Origin of the sequence: Bradyrhizobium elkanii WSM2783, from assembly GCF_000472865.1 — a bacterium.
In the GTDB taxonomy this organism is placed as follows: Bacteria; Pseudomonadota; Alphaproteobacteria; order Rhizobiales; family Xanthobacteraceae; genus Bradyrhizobium; species Bradyrhizobium elkanii_A.
This window is the reverse complement of the sequence record NZ_AXAP01000011.1, coordinates 1-20,770: the sequence shown is the minus strand read 5'-3', so window position 1 is coordinate 20,770 and position 20,770 is coordinate 1. Positions and strand designations below refer to the sequence as shown.

Sequence of the window (20,770 nt, the reverse complement as noted above, 5' to 3'; positions counted from 1 at the left end):
TCCCGATATTCCCAAACCTATCAATCGCCGTCCCCGAGTTTAACGCAAGTTAACATCGATCGAATCCCACCGTTCCAGCGGGTTGCATATTTTTCCCAGGGTTTAGTAGATCCGCTGGGACGCGCCATTGCCGACGCGTTTGATCAGACTGCTTCATGCTGTGCGTGACGGAACTATCTCGGAAACGTGGCAGCCGCGGCGATCCGTCAGGTGTGGAGGGATACCGTCAAGCAGGCCCGTTCGAAAACTCGTGCGTTCTCGGGCAGATGCACCAAATCGCGAACATTTTGATGGAACTTTGTTCTTGTCCGGAGAACTACGGCGCCCGCGGCGGGCTCGATCGGTACATGGACACCCGGTGCTCGCCCACATTGAGTTTCAGTCGCGGACGATCGCTGTCATTGGGGCGGAGCAATCGTAGCTGGGCGATGGGACTGCAGGTCTGCGCGGGCTGTCGCTCCACTGCTTGCCGTCGGCGGCGATCGGATGCCAGCGAGCAAGCCATTGCGCGCAAGCGTCGATCTGGAGCGCGTGTTCGAGGAACCTTCGCAAGGCACACGACGAGCTTTGCGCGAGCGCCTGATCGATCGCAGTCGAGTTCACGACTGCTAGTTCTTCCCAACCATCTCGACGGGATGGCGCGGCCTTATTGTTGCAACTGCCATTGCTCGGCGTAGACAGCCAGCCGCTCATATTCTTCGGCGATCTTAAGCAGCCTTTCGCGCGAGCTACGGTACGCAAACGACTCTGCTTTGCTACAGGTTTCCTCCGCTCGCTCTCGCCAGTAGCGCGGGTCTTGCAGCGTGTTCCTCATGGCATTTCCCGTTCTGCTCTGTCTGAAAGACAATTCCGGAACGGAAGAGATGCTCCCTCGCAAGGAAGAAACCCGGACGCCCGCTAACTTGCGTTAAGCTCGAAAGGAACTTCGTTCTCGGTCGGAGAACTACGGATTGTCGCCCTCTCTCGGAAACGGCTCAAAGGTTTGACGTCCCAGGAACGTGTCAGGCTTTGCACTTTGTTCGAGGAGTTCGAAGGACTGGGCCACGATCTCGCGCGACCGTGTAGCGATGACATCGTCCTGTGTGCGGGACGGGCGGCAAATATGAGTACGCCAGTCGATCATCTTCGGGCTCCCTCAGATTTATGCAGGCGGGAGCGCGATTGGTCTCTCAGCCACCGACGCCTACGGGGCGGATCCGCTGCCGATGATGGACGGGCAACTCGGACGGTGCAGGTTTGGTTCGAAGTGGCTGGGGATAAAAAGAACATATTGCGAACATGGAACAAAGGTGGTACAGAATTTTCAACGCAATAAACCATCGATTTCTTATCGCGCCCCGTTTGTCCCGCTAGCGAATCCCCGTCATAAGGAGCACATCCAATGTCCGCCACTGCCCTGCGTATTGTCGAAGGATCCTCCATGGATAAGTCCAAGGCTCTGTCTGCTGCGCTGTCCCAGATTGAGCGCCAGTTCGGCAAGGGCTCGGTGATGAAGCTCGGCAAGAGCGACCGCTCGATGGATATCGAGACGGTATCATCGGGGTCGCTTGGGCTCGACATCGCGCTTGGCGTCGGCGGCCTGCCGAAGGGACGTATCGTCGAGATCTACGGGCCGGAGTCGTCGGGCAAGACCACGCTGGCGCTGCACACGGTGGCGGAAGCGCAGAAGAAGGGCGGCATCTGTGCCTTCATCGACGCGGAACACGCGCTCGACCCGGTCTATGCGCGCAAGCTCGGCGTCAATATCGACGAGCTCCTGATCTCGCAGCCCGATACCGGCGAGCAGGCACTGGAGATTTGCGACACGCTGGTGCGTTCGGGCGCGGTCGACGTGCTGGTGGTCGATTCGGTGGCGGCGCTGGTGCCGAAGGCCGAGCTCGAAGGCGAGATGGGCGATGCGCTGCCCGGCCTGCAGGCGCGCCTGATGAGCCAGGCGCTGCGCAAGCTCACCGCTTCCATCAACAAGTCTAACACCATGGTGATCTTCATCAACCAGATCCGCATGAAGATCGGCGTGATGTACGGCTCGCCGGAGACGACGACCGGCGGCAACGCGCTGAAGTTCTACGCTTCCGTCCGTCTCGACATCCGCCGCATCGGCGCGATCAAGGAGCGCGACGAGGTGGTCGGAAACACCACGCGCGTGAAGGTGGTGAAGAACAAGCTGGCGCCGCCCTTCAAGCAGGTCGAGTTCGACATCATGTATGGCGAAGGCGTCTCCAAGATGGGCGAAATCCTCGACCTCGGCGTCAAGGCTGGCATCGTCGAAAAGTCCGGCGCCTGGTTCTCCTATGACAGCCAGCGGCTCGGTCAGGGCCGCGAAAACTCCAAGGCGTTCCTCCGCTCCAACCCTGATATCACCAGCAAGATCGAGCTTGCGATCCGGCAGAACTCCGGCCTGATTGCCGAGCAGATCCTCGCCGGCACCCCCGAGCGTGACGCCGACGGCGAGGAGCCGGCGGAAGAGTAAGTTTTTTCGAAATATCCGATTTCTTCGCGGGAAGCGGGCGCGGAGGACGTTGAGTTGCCGACGTCTTCGGCGCCCGTTTCGTTTTTTGCGCGATTGCCGAGGGGGCCATGAAGCGCCTGATCCTGACCTCAAGTGACAGCGCGGTGGGGGTCCTGAAGAGGGCAGGGTTCGCCGATGGTGTGATCCCGTTTGGCGTGCGCTTCGTCTGCGGACCGTTACTGTCGACGACCGAACTTGAAACATTGCTGTCAGCGCGCTCGGTCAGGCAGGGAGCTTCGGCTCCTCACTGGTTAGACAGTCTCGCCGGCACGCATCCCGAAAGCGCGCGAGCGCATGGACTTGGCCTGGCCGAATTCTGCGAGCGCTTTGATGCGGTGGAGCTGTGGATTGATCCGGAGCCGAACTCACAATTGCAACTGATCTGGCTACTGGACCATTTGCGCCGGCACTCGAATATCATTTCCAGGCTGGCCCTGGTTCAGATGGATACCGCTATCGGCAATCATCTACCGTCGGAATTGGTCGGGCTCGAGCGGAGAGCAATCCCTATTCGCAACGATCACCTGGAGATAGCCAGCACCGCTTGGGCCGCCTATCGCGCGCCGACGCCGGCAGTCTGGTTCGACCTGTTGGAGCACAATTTGAGTGTGCTTCCGCGACTGCAGGGCACCGTTGTTACGCTGCTTGAAGAGCTTCCGAACCGCGGCTCCGGGCTTGGCGCGACGGAAATGCGCATGTTGGAGCTGATTTCGGCCGGCCACGTACATCCGCACGACCTGTTTCCTGGGCACGAGAAACCAAACGAACGCCGCACATTCGTCTATTGGGAGATTGGGGCGTTGCTGGATGGTCTAGCTCGTTGTCCATCGCCTGCGGTGTCCGGGCTCGACGAAGGACCTTTCACCATCGAAATGCACGAACAAGCCGACCGTCATGCGCGGTACAAGCAAAGCAGGCTTTCGCTGACCGAGCTTGGAAAGGCGGTCCTCGCGCAAGCCGACGACTTCACGCGGCATAACCCGATTCATCGCTGGTGGGGCGGCACCGAGCTGACCAACGACCGATTGTGGCGTTGGGACTCCTTGAACCGCGCCTTGGTCGCTCCTTGAAATGCTCCGTAGGATGGGCAGAGCGCAGCGAAACCCATCATTGCCGCCAAGCGGACGGGCGCGATGGGTTTCGCTGCGCTCTACCCATCCTACAACTCTACGATTTCGAGGTTCCGGGGCCGCGCCATTGCGCGCCCCGGAATGACGGCGTGACCTCACTCCGCAGCCTGCGCGTAATCGCTCACCGGCGGGCAGGAGCACACTAGGTTGCGGTCGCCGTAGACATTGTCGACGCGGCCGACCGGGCTCCAATATTTGTCTGATCGAGAGACGCCGTCGGGGAAGCAGCCCTCAGTGCGGCTATAGGCGCGATTCCATTCGTCGTCGGCGATATCGTGCACGGTGTGCGGCGCGTTCCGGAGCGGTGAGGCTTCGACCTTGAAGCGGCCGCTCTCGATCTCGGCGATCTCCTGGCGGATCGCGATCATGGCATCACAAAAACGATCGATCTCGGCCTTGGATTCCGATTCCGTCGGCTCGATCATCAGCGTGCCCGGCACCGGGAAGCTCATGGTCGGCGCGTGGAAGCCGTAATCGATCAGGCGTTTTGCAATGTCGTCGACGGTGACGCCCGCCGAGGTCTTCAGCGGCCGCGGATCGACGATGCATTCATGCGCGACGCGGCCCTTGGCGTTGCGGTACAGCACCGGGAAATGCGCCTGCAGGCGTGCCGCGATGTAATTGGCATTGAGGATCGCGATCTCGGTGGCGCGCGTCAGGCCTTCGCCGCCCATCATCAGGATGTAGATGTAGGAGATGGTCAGGATCGACGCTGAGCCGAACGGCGCGGCCGACACCGGCCCGACCGGGTGCGGCGTGCCGCCGTCCGTTGCGGGATGGCCGGGCAGATAAGGCGCCAGATGCGCCCGCACGCCGATCGGGCCCATGCCGGGGCCGCCGCCGCCATGCGGAATGCAGAACGTCTTGTGCAGGTTGAGATGGCTGACGTCGGCGCCGTAATTGCCGGGCCGCGCCAGCCCGACCTGCGCGTTCAAATTGGCGCCGTCGAGATAGACCTGTCCGCCATGGGCATGCACGATATCGCAGATCTCGCTGATGTGCTCCTCGAACACGCCATGCGTCGACGGATAGGTGATCATCACGGCTGCGAGATTTGCCGAATGCTTCTCCGCCTTGGCGCGGAGATCGTTGACATCGACGTCGCCGCGCGCATCGCAGGCGACCACCACGACGTCCATGCCGGCCATCGCGGCGGATGCCGGATTGGTGCCGTGGGCGGAGGAGGGGATCAGGCAAATCCTACGATGCGCCTCGCCGCGCGCGGCATGATAGCCGCGGATCGCGAGCAGGCCGGCATATTCGCCTTGCGCCCCGGAATTCGGCTGCAGCGACACCGCGGCATAGCCGGTGATGTCGCACAGCCATTTTTCCAATCGCGTAAACAGCGCGTGATAGCCCTTGGCCTGATCTGCCGGCGCGAACGGATGCAGGCTGCCGAACGCCGGCCAGGTCAGCGGCACCATCTCCGTGGTCGCGTTCAGCTTCATCGTGCAGGAGCCGAGCGGGATCATCGCGCGATCGAGCGCGAGGTCGCGATCGCTCAGCTTGCGCATGTAGCGGAGCAGCTCGGTCTCGGAGCGATGCGCGTGGAACACGGGATGGGTCAGGAACGCGGTGGTGCGCTTCAATTCCGTCGGCAGCGCCTCACGCGCGCCCGTCTCGATGTCGGCATAGGCAAGCGTACCGCCGAATGCGCGCCATACCGCCTCGATGATTTCGGGCGTCGTGGTCTCGTCAACGGCGATGCCGAGCGTGCTGTCGCCGATCCGCAGATTGATCTTCTCCGTGCGCGCACGAGCGACGATCTCGCTTTGCTTCGCGCCAACCTCGACGGCCAGCGTGTCGAAGAATGCTTCGCGCGTCGGCGCAAAGCCGAGCTTGCGCAATCCAGCCGCCAGCACCGCGGCGCGGCGATGCACGTTGCGCGCGATATGAGTGAGGCCCTCGGGGCCGTGATAGACCGCGTACATCGAGGCGATCACGGCGAGCAGCACCTGTGCAGTGCAGATGTTGGAGGTCGCCTTCTCGCGGCGGATATGCTGCTCGCGGGTCTGCAGCGCCAGCCGATAGGCGGGCATCCCGCGCGAATCCACTGACAGACCGACGATGCGGCCGGGCAGCGAGCGCTTCAACGCATCGCGCACCGCCATGTAGGCGGCATGCGGGCCGCCATAGCCCATCGGCACGCCGAAGCGCTGCGCCGAGCCGATCGCGATGTCGGCGCCGAGCTCGCCCGGCGACGCCAGCAGCGTCAGCGCCAAAAGATCGGCGGCGACGATCGCGAGCGCGCCCTTGGCACGCAGCGCTGCGATCACGGGCCGCAGGTCGCGCACCGCGCCTGATGTGCCCGGATACTGCAGGAGGGCGCCGAGCACGTCGGCCTTGTCGAGATCGGTGAGGGGGTCGCCGACGATCAGGCTCCAGCCCAGCGGCTCGGCGCGGGTGCGCAGCACCGCAAGCGTCTGCGGATGGACTTCGTGGTCGACGAAGAATGCCTGCGCCTTCACCTGCGAGTGTCGCTCGGCAAGGGCCATCGCTTCGGCCGCAGCGGTTGCCTCGTCGAGCAGCGAGGCGTTGGCAACGTCGAGCCCGGTGAGGTCGCAGATCATGGTCTGGAAGTTGAACAGCGCTTCCAGCCGGCCCTGGCTGATCTCGGGCTGATAGGGCGTGTAGGCCGTGTACCAGGCCGGATTTTCCAGGATGTTGCGCTGGATCACCGCCGGCAGGATCGTGCCGGAATAGCCTTGGCCGATCAGCGAGGTGAACACTTGGTTCTGCGCGGCCAGCTCGGTCATGTGGGCCAGCGCCTCGGTCTCGCTCAGCGCGCGGCCGAGATCGAGCGGGGCCTTCTGCCGGATTGATGAGGGCAGCGTCTCGCCCATCAGCGCGGCAAGGCTGGTGGCGCCGACGGTCTGCAGCATCGCGTCGACGTCGCGCGGCGAGGGGCCGATGTGGCGGCGCACGAAGGTGGCCGCGGCTTCACTGGTCGGTTTGAACGGCGCGTTCATGGCAACCTCTCAGGCGGTGTGGGCTTTGTAGGCGGCTTCGTCCATCAGGCCGCCGAGTTCGCCCTTGTCGGCGATCTTCAGCTTGAAGAACCAGGCCTTGCCTGCGGCATCCGAATTGACCAGCGCCGGCTCGGCGGCGAGCGCATCATTGACCTCGAGCACTTCGCCCGAGATCGGCGCGTACACGTCGGAGGCCGCTTTCACGGATTCGACGACGGCGGCGGCTTCCGCCTTCTTTAGCGCGCGTCCGACCTTCGGCAGCTCGACGAACACGACGTCGCCGAGCTGTTGCTGCGCGTAATCGGTGATCCCGATCGTAGCGACATCGCCCTCGATGCTGAGCCATTCGTGGTCGGACGTGTAGAGCGTCGTCATGAAAAGTGTCCTCTAGCGTTTATAGGTGTTGGGAACGAAAGGCGTGGCGGCGACCGCAAGCGGCAGGCGCTGGCCGCGCACCTCCGCAAAAACATTGGTGCCGATGGCGGAGAGCGGGGTGGGCAGGTAGCCGATCGCGACCGGTGCATTGAGGCTGGGGCCAAAGCCGCCCGACGTCACCTTGCCGATCGCCTCGGTCGAGGTGCTATCAGCAAACAGCGGCGCACCCTCGCGCACCGGCGCGCGTCCCTGCGCCTTCAAGCCGACGCGGCGACGCGGGGCGCCATGCTCGAACTGGTCGAGGATCTTGTCCGCGCCCGGAAAGCCGCCGGCGTGGGCGCCGCCCTTGCGGCGGCTCTTCTGGATCGACCATTCCAGCGCGGCTTCGACCGGCGTGGTCGTGGTGTCGATGTCGTGGCCGTAGAGGCAGAGCCCGGCCTCCAGCCGGAGGCTATCGCGCGCGCCGAGCCCGATCGGCAGCACATCCGGATTATCCAGGAGTTGGGTCACCAGCGCTTCGGCATGCTCCGCGGGAACGGAGATTTCAAACCCGTCCTCGCCGGTGTAACCGGAGCGGGAGACGAAGCAGTCGAACTCAGCGACGCGGCGCGGGCCGGCGTCCATGAACTTCATCGACGGCGCGTCTGCACAAATTTTCGCCAGCGCCGATTCGGCCCTGGGCCCCTGCAGCGCAATCAGCGCGCGGCCCGACAGCGAATCGATATCGCAGGTATCGGACAAATGTCGCCGGAGATGCGCCTCGTCCTCGGTCTTGCAGGCCGCATTCACCACCAGGAACAGGTGATCGCCGAAATTCGCGACCATGAGGTCGTCGAGGATGCCGCCGTCGGCGTTGGTGAACTGGGCATAGCGCTGGCGTCCCGGCGCGACGCCGAGGATGTCCTGCGGCACCAGCCGCTCCAGCGCCAAAGCTGCGTCGGAAACCTTGCCGGATTTCGGCCGCAGCGCGAGCTGGCCCATATGGGAGACGTCGAACACCCCGGCGGCGGCGCGCGTATGAAGGTGCTCCTTCAGCACCCCGGCGGGATACTGCACGGGCATCTCGTAGCCCGCGAACGGCACCATCTTGCCTCCGCGGGCGAGGTGCAGCGCATAAAGCGGAGTGCGTTTGAGGTCGGATTCGTCTCGCGCAAGCATTGCAGGGCCCTCGCGGTTCCCCTGGGGACCATCCCCTGGAAACCCAAAAGCCCCATCTGTCGCTTTGCCTGAGAGTATTATCCCGTCGGCGGGCGCGCCCGGCCTGAAGCCTCACGCGCCTCTTTCCAGATGTCAGTGGTCACGCGGTCCTTTTGCCTGAGAGTTTCCGGGGCGGTTGCTCCTTCGGCGCCGGCTCAAGGCCGGTCTCTCCCGACGTGACTGATACTAGATAAGAGGGAAACACGACGCGGCCAAGGCTGTCAACGCGGCTGCGGCAACTATCAACGGCCGGTTTACGCGATCGCGGCAAGCCTATGATGTGCTTGCACAGTTTCTGGACACCGCCGTGCGCCTTGTCTAAAAGCGTTCGGCCGGAAGATTAACCCTTTTGTGGCGGATTCCGGGCCCCTTTTCCGGTTGGATGGCTATGAGCAGCGTCAACGACATCAGGTCGACCTTTCTGAATTTCTTCGCGAAGAACGGCCACGAGATCGTGCCGTCGTCGCCGCTGGTTCCGCGCAATGACCCGACCTTGATGTTCACCAATGCCGGCATGGTGCAGTTCAAGAACGTCTTCACCGGCGTCGAGAAGCGCCCCTATCAGCGCGCGACCACCTCGCAGAAATGCGTGCGCGCCGGGGGCAAGCACAATGACCTCGACAATGTCGGCTACACCGCGCGCCATCACACCTTCTTCGAGATGCTCGGCAACTTCTCGTTCGGCGATTACTTCAAGGATCGCGCGATCGAACTGGCCTGGAACCTGGTCACCAAGGAATTCGGGCTCCCGAAGGACAAGCTGACGGCGACCGTCTATATCGACGACGACGAGGCCTTCAATCTCTGGAAGAAGATCGCCGGCCTGCCGGAATCGCGCATCATCCGCATCGCCGGCTCCGACAATTTCTGGCAGATGGGCGATACCGGCCCGTGCGGTCCGTGCTCGGAAATCTTCTACGACCATGGCGACAAGGTATGGGGGGGCCCGCCCGGCTCGGCGGAGCAGGACGGCGACCGCTTCATCGAGATCTGGAATCTCGTGTTCATGCAGTTCGAGCAGCTCGAGGGCGGCGTGCGCAATCCGCTGCCGAAACCCTCGATCGACACCGGCGCGGGGCTGGAGCGCGTCGCCGCCGTGCTGCAGGGCGTCCACGACAATTATGACATCGACCTGTTCGTCTCGCTGATCCGCGCCATCGCCGATCTCACCGGCGCCGATCCCAAAGGCGAGCAGAAGGCCTCGCTGCGCGTGATCGCCGATCACCTGCGCGCGTCCTCGTTCCTGATCTCCGACGGCGTGCTGCCCTCCAATGAAGGCCGCGGTTACGTGCTGCGCCGTATCATGCGCCGCGCGATGCGCCATGCGCAGCTCCTCGGCGCGCGCGAGCCATTGATGCATCGCCTGGTGTGGGCGCTGGTGCGCGAGATGGGGCAGGCCTATCCGGAACTGGTGCGCGCTGAGAAACTGATTGAAGAGACACTGCGGCTGGAAGAGACCCGCTTCCGCAAGACCTTGGAGCGCGGTCTTGCCATTCTCGATGAGAAGAGCGCCGGCCTGAAAAAGGGCGACATGTTCGATGGCGATACTGCGTTCACGCTCTACGACACCTATGGTTTCCCGCTCGACCTGACCCAGGACGCGTTGAAGTCGCGCGGCATCAGCGTCGATCAGGCCTCCTTCACCGACGCGATGGAGCGCCAGCGCGAGAAGGCGCGTGCGGCCTGGGCCGGAAGCGGCGAGGCTGCGACCGAGAGCATCTGGTTCCCGCTGCGCGAGAAGCTCGGCGCGACCGAATTCTTGGGCTACGAGACCGAGCGTGCCGAGGGCGTGGTCGCGGCACTGGTGAAGGACGGCGCCGAGGTCGACGGCCTGAAGGCCGGCGAGAGCGGCGCGGTGGTCCTGAATCAGACGCCGTTCTATGCGGAGTCCGGCGGCCAGGTCGGCGACACCGGCCTGCTCACCGGCGAGGGCGTCACCTTCCGCGTCACCGACACCCAAAAGAAGGCCGGCGATCTCTTCGTCCACATCGGCCAGGTGGAGCAGGGCACGCTGAAGGCCGGCACCGCGCTGCAGCTCGACGTCGATCACGGCAGGCGTTCGGCGATCCGGCGCAACCACTCCGCGACGCACCTCTTGCATGAGGCGTTGCGGCAGGTGCTCGGCGACCACATCGCCCAGCGCGGTTCGCTGGTGGCGCCGGACCGGCTGCGCTTCGACTTCGTGCACCCGAAGCCGATCACGGCGGAGGAACTCGCCCGGGTCGAGGACATCGCCAATGACGTGGTGCTCGAGAATGACGAGGTCACCACCCGCGTCATGGCGGTCGATGACGCCCGCGAAGCCGGCGCCCGCGCTCTGTTCGGCGAGAAGTATGGCGACGAGGTCCGGGTGGTCTCGATGGGCAAGGGCCCGCGCGAGCAGGGCCAGAACGCGTTTGGCTGGTCCGTGGAATTGTGCGGCGGCACCCATGTGCGACGCACCGGCGACATCGGCCTGATCTCGGTGACCAGCGAGAGCGCGGTCGCCTCTGGCGTCCGCCGCATCGAGGCGCTGACAGGTAGCTACGCCCGCAAGCATGCCAACGACACCATCGCGCTGGCGAAGACCGCGGCGCAGGAGCTGCGCACTTCGGTCGAGGACGTGCCGGCGCGCATCGCCTCGTTGATGGAAGAGCGCAAGAAGCTCGAGCGCGATCTGTCGGATGCGCGCAAGAAGCTTGCGATGGGCGGCGGCGCCGCCTCGAACGGCGGGGACGCCGGCGTGCGCGAGGTTGGCAACGTCAAGCTGCTGGCGCGCGCGGTCGAGGGCGTCGAGACCAAGGACCTCAAGAGCCTGGTCGACGACGGCAAGAAACAGATCGGCTCCGGCGTAGTCGCGATCGTCGGTGTCACCGAGGACGGCAAGGCCGGCATCGTGGTCGGCGTCACCGCCGATCTCACCTCGCGTTTCAACGCGGTCGAACTGGTGCGCAAGGGATCGGAGGCGCTCGGCGGCAAGGGCGGCGGCGGCCGGCCCGACATGGCGCAGGCCGGAGGACCTGACGGCGCCAAGGCCAATGCGGCGCTATCCGCGATCGAGCAAGCTTTGGCCGGCGTGTAAGCGACCATGCGGGGCAAGCGCGAGACCGGTGCCCCTGAGTTGCGGGACCGGCTCTACGAGCTGCTCGAACACGATCATCTGCCTTATACGCCCGGCGCGCGCCTGGTCGGGCTGCTGGTCCTGATCATCGCCATCGATGTGCTGGCGGCGATCCTGGCGTCGGTGCCGGAGTTCGACGCCTCGTTCGGGACGCTGTTCACGACCATCGAGGTCGCCGCGGTCATCGTGTTCGCGCTGGAATATGCGGTGCGGATCTGGAGCGTGGCCGGTCACTCCCTGCACGCAACGACGGCCGTGCGGGCGCGGCTCGAATATGTGTTCTCGAGCTTCGGCATCATCGACCTCATCGCGTTCGTGCCGTCGGCGATCGCGCTGATGCTGGGCGACAAGACCGCGGTGGTGATGTTCGGCATGCTGCCGTTCTTGAAGCTGGTGCGCTATTCGCCGGCGATGCGCTCGCTGCTGGCGGCACTGCACGCCGAGCGGCGCACGCTGGTCGGCTGCCTCGTGATCCTCGCAGGCGCAGTGCTGCTGTTCGCTTCGCTGCTCTACGCGATCGAGCACAAGGTCCAGCCGGACAAGTTCGGCACCATCCCGCAGGCGATGTGGTGGGCGATGGTGACGCTCGGCACCGTCGGCTATGGCGACGTGATTCCGGTGACGCCGCTCGGCAAGATCGTCACGGTGTTCGCGATCGTGTTCGGATTTGCCATGATCGCGCTGCCGGTCGCGATCATCTCGACCGCCTTTGCTGACGAGGTGCGCCGGCGCGATTTCGTCGTCACCTGGGGCATGCTGGCGCGGGTGCCGCTGTTCTCCCACCTCGGCGCCGCCGAGATCGCCGACATCATGCGGCTGCTCCGTGCGCAGACCATCGAACAGGGCGAAGTGCTGGTCCGCCGCGGCGACGTCGCGTCCTCGATGTATTTCATCACCGCAGGCGAGGTGGAGATCGAATTGCCGAGCCAGCGGGTCAGGCTGTCCGACGGCACATTCTTCGGCGAGATCGCATTGCTCAAGCGCACCAGCCGCTCCGGCACTGTGACAGCGATGCGCAAGACGAGGCTGCTGGCGCTCGACGCGCAGGACTTTCACGCTTTGATCGAACGCCTGCCGGCGCTGGCCGCGCATGTGAAGGAGACCGCGGAGGCGCGGATTGCCGACACGGTGGAGGTCAGCAAAGGGGATATCGCCGAGGCCGAGATCGCGCAGGCGGAGCCGGCCGAGACCGGCGGCGGAAACCGGGAATAGCCAAGCCGCCGAACCTCTTCGGAGCAGGTGCGCTGCAGGCACCTCATCGCGCCACGATCGTATGGACGCCGGCCGGAAGACGTATCCGTTCGCTGGTGCGCTCCAGTCGGGGCTTCTCGTCAACGATTATGCGCCAGACCTCGACTGCTCCGCCAAGCCCGGCGTCCACCTCGCCCAGATAGCGATTGACGCCGACGTAGAGCAACTGGCCGGACGGATCGAAGGCGAGGCCCTGTGGCAAGACCGCGTCAAACGTCCATTCGCCGCGGTGTGCGAGACGGCCGGTTTCAGGATCCTGCTCATAGAGGCTGATGGAGGCTTCGTCAGTACGGTCAGGATCACCTGCAGGCTTACCGGTCCCACGCAAGTTCGAGGTCACCAGAAAGCGGCCATCGGAACTGAACGTCATCGTCTCAGAGCCCCAGCTGCCAAGGGCGATATGTGGCACGGTGTGCCGCGCCGCATCCCCGGTTGTGCCGATTTCCGCCGTCCGCACCGTGGTCAGGATGCCCTCCCGCACGCCGTAAAAGCCCTTGGTGTCGATGCCCCACTGCAGATCCGACGTCACATAGAAGCGACCGTCAGGCGAGAACCGTCCGATGAAGGGAAACTTGTTCACCTGCACCCGATTTCCCCAGGGCCGCACCTCGTCTATCGATCCATCCGGACCTCTGACGACCTCGTAAAATGCGACCTGTGCCCGGTCGACCAGGTGCCGCTTGGGTGCCATTCGACCCAGGTTGATCTCAGTGGAATGAGGCCGCTGGATGGAGGCAGACCGAGGCCGACGCGCTTCACCTGACCGAAGCGGCCATCCCGCACTGGCACGAAGCTCAACTCCCGATCGACGTCGGTGGTCATCGCGACGATCAGGTCGCCGGACGGATTGAGCGCGATGGCTTGCGGCTGTGTACCGACATCGACAATATCGATGATCGCTGGCCCGCGTTCCCTCCGCAAGTCTACGGAGCGGATCACGCTGCCCGCTAGCATTTCACTCAGCTTCGTCGCGCCCGCGGGCCGTGGACGCAGTATCTCGGCGACGAAAGCGAAGCGCGCGTCACGGCTCAATGCGAGCCCACCTGGCGGTCCATAAACCGAATTCGACACTTCAATCATGGTCGGACGCGCTCCTGCGGCGAGCGGCAGGCCGATAATGGCAAGTGTGTCGCGATGGTTCGGATCGGCCGGTCCCAGCTCGCCGGTTTCATAGACGGTAGGGACCATGTCGGCGTCGGCGAGCACGGCAAGAAACGACGGCTGTGATTGCGCGCAGACAGGCAGCGACCAGGCGGACGCAGCGACTGCGAGACACAGAGATGCCAGACGCATGGACAGTTCCTTCTGCGTTATTGCGTACGCGTGAAGGAAATTTGCGCAGCGCCATGATATGCGTCAAATGAATATATCACATATAGATATTCTTCATGGAAATATAGCTAGGTGGCGTGCATGAAACTCTCGGCAGTCGACCTGAACCTGCTGGTCGCATTCGATGCCTTGCTGAGCGAGGGCAGCGTCAGTGAGGCCGCCAGGCGCATCGGTCTCAGCCAGCCGGCGATGAGCAAGCGCCTCGCGCGGCTGCGCTCTCTGTTTCGCGATGACCTCTTCCTCCGTAGCGGCGATGGCGTCAGGCCCACGGAGCGCGCGCTCGATCTGGCCGATTCCATCCGCTCGGCGCTGCGGCAGATTGAAGACGCCTTTGGGGGCTACAGCCGATTTGATGCCGTACGCTCCACGCGAATTTTTCGGATCGCGACCACCGACAACGTGACCGCGACGCTCCTCCCCGGCGTGATGGGGATGCTGCGCGCCCAAGCCCCCCGCATGGCACTCGTTGTGCGGGCGCTGGATCGAAGGGAGGTGGTCAACGGGCTTGAGCGCGGCGAGATTGACCTCGCGCTGACCCTCATTCCGGATGCGCCCGCGACGATCAAGCGCGCAGCGTTGTTTCCGGAGCGCTACGTATCGTTGGTGTCGGCGCGCCATCCCGAAATCAAGAGAAAGCTGACCTTGGATATGTTTCTGAAGTACCCACACGTTCTGATCACACATGTCGGCGATCTCAAGGGAGCGATCGATCGGCTTCTGGATGAACGAGGGTTGAAGCGGCAGGTCGCGTTGAGCGTGCCCTACCATCTCGCGGTTCCTGAACTGATTGCCGAAACCGACATGATCGCAACTTTGTCCGAGCGCATCGTGCGCAGTTTCGCTTGGCAAGGAGTCCGCAGTTTTACGCCGCCTGTTGACTATCCCGAGTTTCGCCAAACGCTGCTGTGGCATCGACGCAACGACAACGACCCGGCGCATGTCTGGCTCAGGAACGTGATCTTCACGGCGAATGATGGGCTGCAAGGCGCAGAAGCGAAGCATACCCGCTCCTAGAGCCTTGCCGTAGCCCGGATGGAGCGGAACGCGCAACCTGAGACATCAAAGCGCAGACTTCGCATTCGGGCCAGCAGCAGACTGACGGCCTCGCGAGTTTCTTGCTCGTTTTTCTTCCAAAAGCCCCTTGCGCCTCATTCCGCCGCGGCGACGTCGCGTCCTCGATGTATTTCATCACCGCAGGCGAGGTGGAGATCGAACTGCCGAGCCAGCGGGTCAGGCTGTCCGACGGCACCTTTTTGGCGAGATCGTGCTGCTCAAGCGCACCAGCCGCTCCGGCACCGTGACGGCGACACGCAAGACCAGGCTGCTCGCGCTCGACGCCCAGGACTTTCACGCTTTGATCGAACGCCTGCCGGCACTGGCCGCGCATGTGAAGGAAACGGCAGAGGCGCGGATCGCCGACACCGGGGAAGTCAGCAAGGGCGATATCGCCGCGGCCGAGATCGCACAGGCGGAGCCGGCCGAGACCAGTGGCGGAAACGACGAACAGGCCGTGCAGTCATGAATTGATTCATGCCCGCAGAGCATACGGCTGGGCAGTACAGATCATGGATTTTTAGCTACCAACGCTTCGCGAAGCACGCGCAGCAGGTTTTCGCCCATGACTTTTTGGATGTCATCGGCCGATAGGCCCACGTCGAGCAAGGCCTGAGTTACGCCCGCGATTTGACTTGCGTCAAATGCGGTGGTGGTCGCCCCGTCAAAGTCCGAGCCCAGACCTACGTGGTCGATACCAACGAGATCGCGAACGTAGGCTATGGAGCGAGCCACATCCGTTGGCTTCGTTGAGCAGATCGCACCTTCCCAGAATCCTATGCCGATCATGCCTCCAGTTTTGGCAATCCCTCGTATTTCATCGTCGCTGAGATTGCGATTGGCTTTACAAATCGCCTGGATACCGCCGTGGCTAGACACGACTGGGCGAGTCGCTAGCGCAAGCACGTCGGCAACTGTCGCATGGCTTGCGTGGGCGACATCTACCACCATCCCTAAAGCCTCCATGCGACCGACGACCTTCCTTCCAAATGGAGTGAGGCCGCCCTTGTTGACCCCATGCATTGAGCCCGCAACTTCGTTGTCAAAGAAGTGAGTAAGGCCAGCCATTCGAAAGCCAGCAGCATAAAGAACGTCAAGGTTTCCGAGCTTGCCTTCAAGATTGTGCAAGCCCTCAACAGAGAGCATGCCGCCCACAATTGAACTGCCGCCCTGCCTATCAAGAATCAAGCGCTCGATGTCCTGTGGGGTGCGGATGATCCTCAATTTTCCATCTGACCTGCTGGCAAAGCTTCGGAGCTTTTCCGCATGCCATAAAGATCGTTCAAGCTCCGAACCCCACGTTCGCATTGGCTGCACGAAGAGTATGCTTGTCAATGTCTGGGTATCGAAGCTGTCGGCGCTGTTTGACTCGTAGTTTTGACCTTTAGGAGATTTCGTTACCGACGAAAACACCTGTAGCGCATAGTGTCCCTCGATTAATCGCGGCAGGTCGACATGACCAATGTCCGACTTTTCGAGCAAATCGCGTTTCCATAGAAGGCTGTCCGCATGCATGTCCGCAACATTGAGCGTAGCTTGTATGTCTTTCGCCTGCACCGTGATGTTGTATTGGACCGGCACGACTTTATTGTATGCCCGGTCAAGCTTGCTTGGCTTGACCAGAACGTAACGAACTGGGAAAAACACCAGACAAGCCACGGCTGCTAGCAAGCAGCCTGCAATGATTCTCTTCACGGTCATGGCGTGCACCCCCCTCGCCAAAATAAGACAAGCCAAGTCATCTGTCCAAAAGTGCGGCCGAGCAAATTGACCTAAGCACCGAAGACGTGACGCAAATGTCACAGCCATGCGGAGCTGCTTTCAGCTATCGAGTGCTTATGTCCGCTGCGGGTCGGTCGCGTCGGTTCGGTTTGGTCAAAGCGCGTCCGGTTTACCCCTCATTGCCGACATCAAGGCGCTAGACCGAGCGTGTCGCTCTGGGCCAGAGGACTTAAAAGCGACGATCTGAATTGCCTCCTTGGTCCTCAGTTACAGACCGAGGACGGAGGACTGAGTTACTGGACCTCGGCGATCTTCGGTCCAGATGACGGCATCTGCGCGCTAGTTGCCGAGGGCCGGTTCGATGGCGATGCCGGGTCCGGCGATCGGAAAGCGGCGTCGGGCGGTGCTCCCTGGGATGGTCGACGGGCAGCGGTTGCGGGAAGCACGATCACTTTTGCTCCGACTTTCACCCGCTCATAAAGGTTCACGACGTCATCATTGCTCAGCCAGATACAGCCCGACGAAACCCGCTTCCCGATCGTCTCGGGCCTGTTGGTGCCGTGAATTCTATATTCGGTCTCGCCCAGATACATCGCCCGAGCGCCGAGCGGGTTGCCGGGACCGCCTGCCATGAACCGCGGCAGATAGGGCTGACGCGAAATCATCTCTGCCGGCGGACGCCAATCCGGCCATTCCGTCTTACGGGCCACAGTCTGCTCACCGGACCATGTGAAGCCTTCGCGGCCAACACCGATGCCGTAGCGCATCGCTTGCGTATCATTCAGAACGAAATACAGGAATGTGTTTTGGGTATCGATGATCACGGTGCCCGGCGGCTGGTGGCTGGCGTAGTCGATCACCTGCCGAACAAATGCTCCGGGACCGTCAGCGGCTTTTGGTGGTTCGACCTGAGTCGCCGGGACCGAAATCGGAGCCGGAGCTGATGCATGAACTGGAGTTGACACGTAAACCGGAGTTGACGACGCAAGGGCTTGGTGCGCGGACGGCTTCCGTATCGGCTGCACGGTCGTCGGGCGAAACAGCAAGCTGTACCCCAATGCGGCGGCGGCCACGGCGCCAACTGTAACTCTCGCGACCCCCGGTAGAGCGACCGTCTCTACCTATCCACGTTTGGCCCGCTTACTCATATTTTTCCCCAGATCACCATGTCCGGAAGAGGTACCCAGCAAAATTTAAGAAACTTCGAAGCGATTTCGCTCAGTCTGGAACCGTGAGCGGTGGTTAACGCCGAACTCTTCTTCGGCAACGTAAATATTGGGAGTACCGCTTGATATTTAGCTAGTCTAGACGCGTTTTCTTCACGCGAACCGGTCTCCACTTCGCTCGAACACGCTCTAGTGATCCTTGCCGTCGCTGGGATCCGCCGTCTTCGCCTGCAGCAGCATTCGTAAAGCCGGCCGGTACGCGTCGACAGCCGCGCGTTCCGGGGCCGCCCGTCCTTTCCCGTTAACCCTCCGTTTGGCTTCGCTGGCGTCGGTTGGCGCAATGTGCAAGTCTTTTGGCGGACTTCGTCAGTGTCGCGGCGCCTGAAGGCCGTAGGGTTGGCCGAACACTGTGAGGTTGAGATGAGTGATAGACGCAAGAAGACAGCACTTGTGACCGGGGCGTCCTCGGGCATGGGCAAGGAAATCGCCAAACGCCTGATCAATGACGGCTTCCAGGTGTACGTCGCCGCGCGCCACATCGACAAGATGGATGACCTGGTCGAGCTCGGGGCCAGGGCGTTGCGCATGGACATCTCAAAGGGGGCCGAAATCAAGGCGGCGGTCGACACCATTCTCAGCGAGGTGAACGGTGTCGATGTGCTCGTCAACAACGCCGGCTTCGGCCTGTATGGTCCCGTCGAGGATGTCAGCATCGAGGAGGCGCGATATCAGTTCGAGGTCAATCTGTTCGGTGCCGCCCGACTGACGCAGCTTCTGCTGCCGAAGATGAGGGAGAAGCGCGCCGGCACCATCATCAACATCACCTCGATGGGCGGCAAGATCTATACTCTGCTGGGCGCCTGGTACCACGCCACCAAGCATGCGCTCGAAGGCTGGTCGGATTGCCTCCGGCTCGAGCTCGCCGCCTTCGGCATCAAGGTCGTCGTGGTCGAGCCCGGCCTGATCGAGACGGGGTTCGGCGACGTGGTCGCCAATGGGCTGCTCAAGCGCTCGGGTGCAGGTCCCTACGCCAAGCTGACCCAGGCGGTCGCGAAGTCGACCCGCGATGCGTACGGCCAGGGCCGCGGCACCGATCCGGGCGTGATCGCCGATGTCGTGTCCAAGGCCGTAAGGGAGAGCAAGCCGCGCACGCGCTACGTTGCCGGCAAATACGCCCAGCCGATGATCAAGATCCGCGAATGGTTCGGCGACCGCATGTTCGATCGCGTGATCATGAGCCAGATGCGGTAGGACCAGCCATGAGTGGAGCGGCCGCAGACAGATGCAAGGTGCCACAGGCCTTCTGGCAGACGGTCGAGCGCATCGGCGTGCCGCCGCCCGCTCTGCTGCGGCAGGCGCGCCTGCCGGCGACCTTGCACCTGAACGGGCAGGGGCATGTCACCACGGATCAGTTCTTTGCTCTCTGGAAGGCCCTCGAGGAGCTGAAGCCAGAGCCCGGGCTCGGAATCGAGCTGGTGCAGCGGACCGACACGGCGGTGCATCCCCCCTCGAGCCTCGTCGCGTTCTACGCGAAGGATTACCGCGACGGGCTGCTTCGCATCGCGCGTTTCAAGCGGCTCTGCTCGCCGGAGCAATTGAGTGTCGCGGAAAGCAAGGGCGAATGTACCGTCACGGCCGAATGGCCTCACGCAAGCGAGCCGGAGCCCGCGATTTCGACGGACGTGACTTTCGCGTCCTTGGTCGAACTCGGGCGTCGTGGCACCGGGCAGCACTTGGCGCCGAAACGCGTCGAGTTCGTCCGCCCTCGTCCGAAGAGTGACGTCTACCAGAAATATTTCGAATGCCCCATCCGCTTCGGCGCGGCGCGCAACGCGCTCATCCTGAAACCGACCGATCTCGATCGTCCGTTTCCCGGATACAATCAGGCGCTGCTCGAGATGCTCACGCCGGCGCTGGCCTCCGCACTCGGAGAGCTGCAGGCGCGCAGCTCCATCAAGGAGCAGGTCAAGGTCGTGCTCAAGCGCAGCCTTGCGAGCGGACGGCCGGAGCTGTCCGACGTCGCGCGTGATCTAGGCCTGAGCGAGCGCACCCTTCAGCGCCGCATCACCGAAGAGGGCACAAGCTTCCGCGATCTTCTGGTCGAAGCGCGCCAAGAGCTCGGGCGGCAGCTTCTGTCCGACCCGTCGGCCGAAATTGACGAAGTCGCGTGCCTCCTGGGCTATCAGGATGCGAGTTCGTTCTATCGAGCCTTCCGATATTGGGAAGGCGTGACGCCAAGCCGCTGGCGGGAGCTGCACGGCAACAAACTTCACTAGGCAACGGAATCCGGATGCATTGAACGTTGAGGCGGCCGCTGCATGCAGCTCCTCGATTTCGGCCTGGTCCACCCCTGCATCTTCTTTGGCGGTTACTGCAAGTCCATTGGCGTGGTTCGCCACTGCCGGTTGGCTGCTCCAGCGATACGAAGAGCTCGACAGCACCGTCCAGAAAATCCGGAAACTCGTGTCGGACAATTTTACTCACTACCAGAGAGGAGCGTCTCCTTGCGTTCCGCTGCCGTTTTGGACTTCTTTGAGTTCATCCGCGCCTTCGTTGCAAATCCGAGGCAAGTCTCTGCGATCGCCCCGTCGGGCCAGACGCTGGCTCGTCTGATGACGCAAGAGATCGTCCCCGGCGCCGGGCCAGTCATCGAGCTGGGACCAGGGACGGGCACCTTCACCAATGCGCTGATCCGGCGCGGCGTTCCGGAACGCGACTTGTTGCTGGTCGAATACGGCTCGGACTTCGTCCGTTTGCTGCAAGAGCGCTTCCCGAGGGCGCGGGTGCTGTGGATGGATGCGCGTCAGCTTTCGCAATACGAGCCCTTCATGGCCCCCGCCGCCGCGGTGGTCAGCGGACTTCCGCTCCTGCCGATGTCGCCGCGCAAGGTGATCGCAATTCTCAGCGGCGCCTTCCGCCACATGCGCGATGACGGCACCTTCTATCAGTTCACGTATGGGCCGCGC

17 protein-coding genes, 1 pseudogene and 1 riboswitch are annotated in these 20,770 nt (G+C 63.0%); of the genes and pseudogenes, 9 read left to right on the top strand and 9 right to left on the bottom strand.

All coding sequences use genetic code 11. The features are described 5' to 3' along the window. Positions 1-646: 646 nt before the first annotated feature. Entirely contained in the window at positions 647-814 is a 168-nt protein-coding gene (locus YY7_RS61845; RefSeq protein WP_196237261.1) for a hypothetical protein, read from the bottom strand. Positions 815-943: 129 nt separating this feature from the next. Beyond that, positions 944-1,123, bottom strand: a complete 180-nt coding sequence (locus YY7_RS60255) for a hypothetical protein (RefSeq protein ID WP_130228479.1) — start codon at positions 1,121-1,123, stop codon at positions 944-946. A 258-nt stretch (positions 1,124-1,381) separates the two neighbouring features. Between YY7_RS60255 and recA the strand changes: the two genes are divergently transcribed. Together recA and YY7_RS0112320 are read left to right on the top strand one after the other, a co-directional pair. Beyond that, positions 1,382-2,470: a recombinase RecA gene (recA, locus tag YY7_RS0112325; RefSeq protein WP_028163509.1), complete on the top strand. Its 1,089-nt coding sequence runs from the start codon at positions 1,382-1,384 to the stop codon at positions 2,468-2,470. A 107-nt stretch (positions 2,471-2,577) separates the two neighbouring features. Further along, entirely contained in the window at positions 2,578-3,579 is a 1,002-nt protein-coding gene (locus YY7_RS0112320; protein ID WP_028163508.1) for a hypothetical protein, read from the top strand. Between the two features lie 155 nt (positions 3,580-3,734). Here the strand turns inward: YY7_RS0112320 and gcvP are convergent, their stop codons facing one another. From gcvP to gcvT, 3 genes are read right to left on the bottom strand one after another with little or no spacing between them, the layout of a single operon-like run. Beyond that, on the bottom strand, positions 3,735-6,608 hold the full coding sequence (gene gcvP / locus YY7_RS0112315) for an aminomethyl-transferring glycine dehydrogenase (RefSeq protein ID WP_028163507.1): 2,874 nt from the start codon (positions 6,606-6,608) through the stop codon (positions 3,735-3,737). Between the two features lie 9 nt (positions 6,609-6,617). Continuing rightward, positions 6,618-6,983, bottom strand: a complete 366-nt coding sequence (gcvH, locus tag YY7_RS0112310) for a glycine cleavage system protein GcvH (protein ID WP_028163506.1) — start codon at positions 6,981-6,983, stop codon at positions 6,618-6,620. A gap of 12 nt (positions 6,984-6,995) precedes the next feature. Continuing rightward, the gene (gene gcvT / locus YY7_RS0112305) at positions 6,996-8,141 is read right to left on the bottom strand and encodes a glycine cleavage system aminomethyltransferase GcvT (RefSeq protein ID WP_028163505.1); all 1,146 of its coding nucleotides are present in this window, start codon (positions 8,139-8,141) and stop codon (positions 6,996-6,998) included. A 134-nt stretch (positions 8,142-8,275) separates the two neighbouring features. Beyond that, positions 8,276-8,365: riboswitch (glycine riboswitch) on the bottom strand. A 203-nt stretch (positions 8,366-8,568) separates the two neighbouring features. Between gcvT and alaS the strand changes: the two genes are divergently transcribed. Beyond that, the gene (alaS, locus tag YY7_RS0112300; RefSeq protein ID WP_028163504.1) at positions 8,569-11,241 is read left to right on the top strand and encodes an alanine--tRNA ligase; all 2,673 of its coding nucleotides are present in this window, start codon (positions 8,569-8,571) and stop codon (positions 11,239-11,241) included. 6 nt (positions 11,242-11,247) lie between these two features. Continuing rightward, complete coding sequence (locus YY7_RS0112295; RefSeq protein WP_028163503.1) at positions 11,248-12,492, top strand: cyclic nucleotide-gated ion channel; 1,245 nt, start codon at positions 11,248-11,250, stop codon at positions 12,490-12,492. Positions 12,493-12,535: 43 nt separating this feature from the next. On the opposite strand, the gene YY7_RS0112290 is transcribed toward YY7_RS0112295, so the two are convergent. After that, positions 12,536-13,111: a beta-propeller fold lactonase family protein gene (locus tag YY7_RS0112290; RefSeq protein ID WP_196237260.1), complete on the bottom strand. Its 576-nt coding sequence runs from the start codon at positions 13,109-13,111 to the stop codon at positions 12,536-12,538. A 32-nt stretch (positions 13,112-13,143) separates the two neighbouring features. Beyond that, a complete protein-coding gene (locus YY7_RS0112285) occupies positions 13,144-13,824 on the bottom strand; it encodes a hypothetical protein (protein WP_028163501.1) in 681 nt (226 codons plus the stop codon). 120 nt (positions 13,825-13,944) lie between these two features. Here YY7_RS0112285 and YY7_RS51455 point away from each other — a divergent pair, with 120 nt between their 5' ends. Together YY7_RS51455 and YY7_RS0112275 are read left to right on the top strand one after the other, a co-directional pair. Then, positions 13,945-14,877, top strand: a complete 933-nt coding sequence (locus YY7_RS51455; RefSeq protein WP_035689976.1) for a LysR family transcriptional regulator — start codon at positions 13,945-13,947, stop codon at positions 14,875-14,877. 140 nt (positions 14,878-15,017) lie between these two features. After that, positions 15,018-15,385 (top strand): annotated as a pseudogene (locus tag YY7_RS0112275) (cyclic nucleotide-binding domain-containing protein); the annotation flags it as partial. A 41-nt stretch (positions 15,386-15,426) separates the two neighbouring features. On the opposite strand, the gene YY7_RS0112270 reads toward YY7_RS0112275, so the two are convergent. Continuing rightward, the gene (locus tag YY7_RS0112270; protein WP_035689974.1) at positions 15,427-16,617 is read right to left on the bottom strand and encodes a dipeptidase; all 1,191 of its coding nucleotides are present in this window, start codon (positions 16,615-16,617) and stop codon (positions 15,427-15,429) included. A gap of 314 nt (positions 16,618-16,931) precedes the next feature. Next, positions 16,932-17,711 carry a L,D-transpeptidase gene (locus YY7_RS51450; protein ID WP_433994497.1) on the bottom strand — a complete coding sequence of 260 codons (780 nt, stop codon included), beginning with the start codon at positions 17,709-17,711 and terminating at the stop codon, positions 16,932-16,934. 513 nt (positions 17,712-18,224) lie between these two features. Between YY7_RS51450 and YY7_RS0112260 the strand changes: the two genes are divergently transcribed. The 3 genes from YY7_RS0112260 to YY7_RS0112250 all read left to right on the top strand — a co-directional run. Then, on the top strand, positions 18,225-19,055 hold the full coding sequence (locus YY7_RS0112260) for an oxidoreductase (protein ID WP_028163498.1): 831 nt from the start codon (positions 18,225-18,227) through the stop codon (positions 19,053-19,055). Between the two features lie 8 nt (positions 19,056-19,063). Then, positions 19,064-20,080 (top strand): AraC family transcriptional regulator, encoded by a 1,017-nt coding sequence (locus YY7_RS0112255; protein ID WP_028163497.1) that lies wholly within the window; start codon positions 19,064-19,066, stop codon positions 20,078-20,080. 42 nt (positions 20,081-20,122) lie between these two features. Continuing rightward, on the top strand, positions 20,123-20,770 hold a 648-nt coding region (locus YY7_RS0112250; RefSeq protein WP_196237258.1), incomplete at its 3' end, for a class I SAM-dependent methyltransferase.

Bases quoted from the DNA above. Each gene is read 5' to 3' on its own strand.
- YY7_RS61845 (WP_196237261.1), bottom strand. From the start codon at position 814: ATGAGGAACACGCTGCAAGACCCGCGCTACTGGCGAGAGCGAGCGGAG.
- YY7_RS60255 (WP_130228479.1), bottom strand. From the start codon at position 1,123: ATGATCGACTGGCGTACTCATATTTGCCGCCCGTCCCGCACACAGGAC.
- recA (WP_028163509.1), top strand. From the start codon at position 1,382: ATGTCCGCCACTGCCCTGCGTATTGTCGAAGGATCCTCCATGGATAAG.
- YY7_RS0112320 (WP_028163508.1), top strand. From the start codon at position 2,578: ATGAAGCGCCTGATCCTGACCTCAAGTGACAGCGCGGTGGGGGTCCTG.
- gcvP (WP_028163507.1), bottom strand. From the start codon at position 6,608: ATGAACGCGCCGTTCAAACCGACCAGTGAAGCCGCGGCCACCTTCGTG.
- gcvH (WP_028163506.1), bottom strand. From the start codon at position 6,983: ATGACGACGCTCTACACGTCCGACCACGAATGGCTCAGCATCGAGGGC.
- gcvT (WP_028163505.1), bottom strand. From the start codon at position 8,141: ATGCTTGCGCGAGACGAATCCGACCTCAAACGCACTCCGCTTTATGCG.
- alaS (WP_028163504.1), top strand. From the start codon at position 8,569: ATGAGCAGCGTCAACGACATCAGGTCGACCTTTCTGAATTTCTTCGCG.
- YY7_RS0112295 (WP_028163503.1), top strand. From the start codon at position 11,248: ATGCGGGGCAAGCGCGAGACCGGTGCCCCTGAGTTGCGGGACCGGCTC.
- YY7_RS0112285 (WP_028163501.1), bottom strand. From the start codon at position 13,824: ATGCGTCTGGCATCTCTGTGTCTCGCAGTCGCTGCGTCCGCCTGGTCG.
- YY7_RS51455 (WP_035689976.1), top strand. From the start codon at position 13,945: ATGAAACTCTCGGCAGTCGACCTGAACCTGCTGGTCGCATTCGATGCC.
- YY7_RS0112270 (WP_035689974.1), bottom strand. From the start codon at position 16,617: ATGACCGTGAAGAGAATCATTGCAGGCTGCTTGCTAGCAGCCGTGGCT.
- YY7_RS0112260 (WP_028163498.1), top strand. From the start codon at position 18,225: ATGAGTGATAGACGCAAGAAGACAGCACTTGTGACCGGGGCGTCCTCG.
- YY7_RS0112255 (WP_028163497.1), top strand. From the start codon at position 19,064: ATGAGTGGAGCGGCCGCAGACAGATGCAAGGTGCCACAGGCCTTCTGG.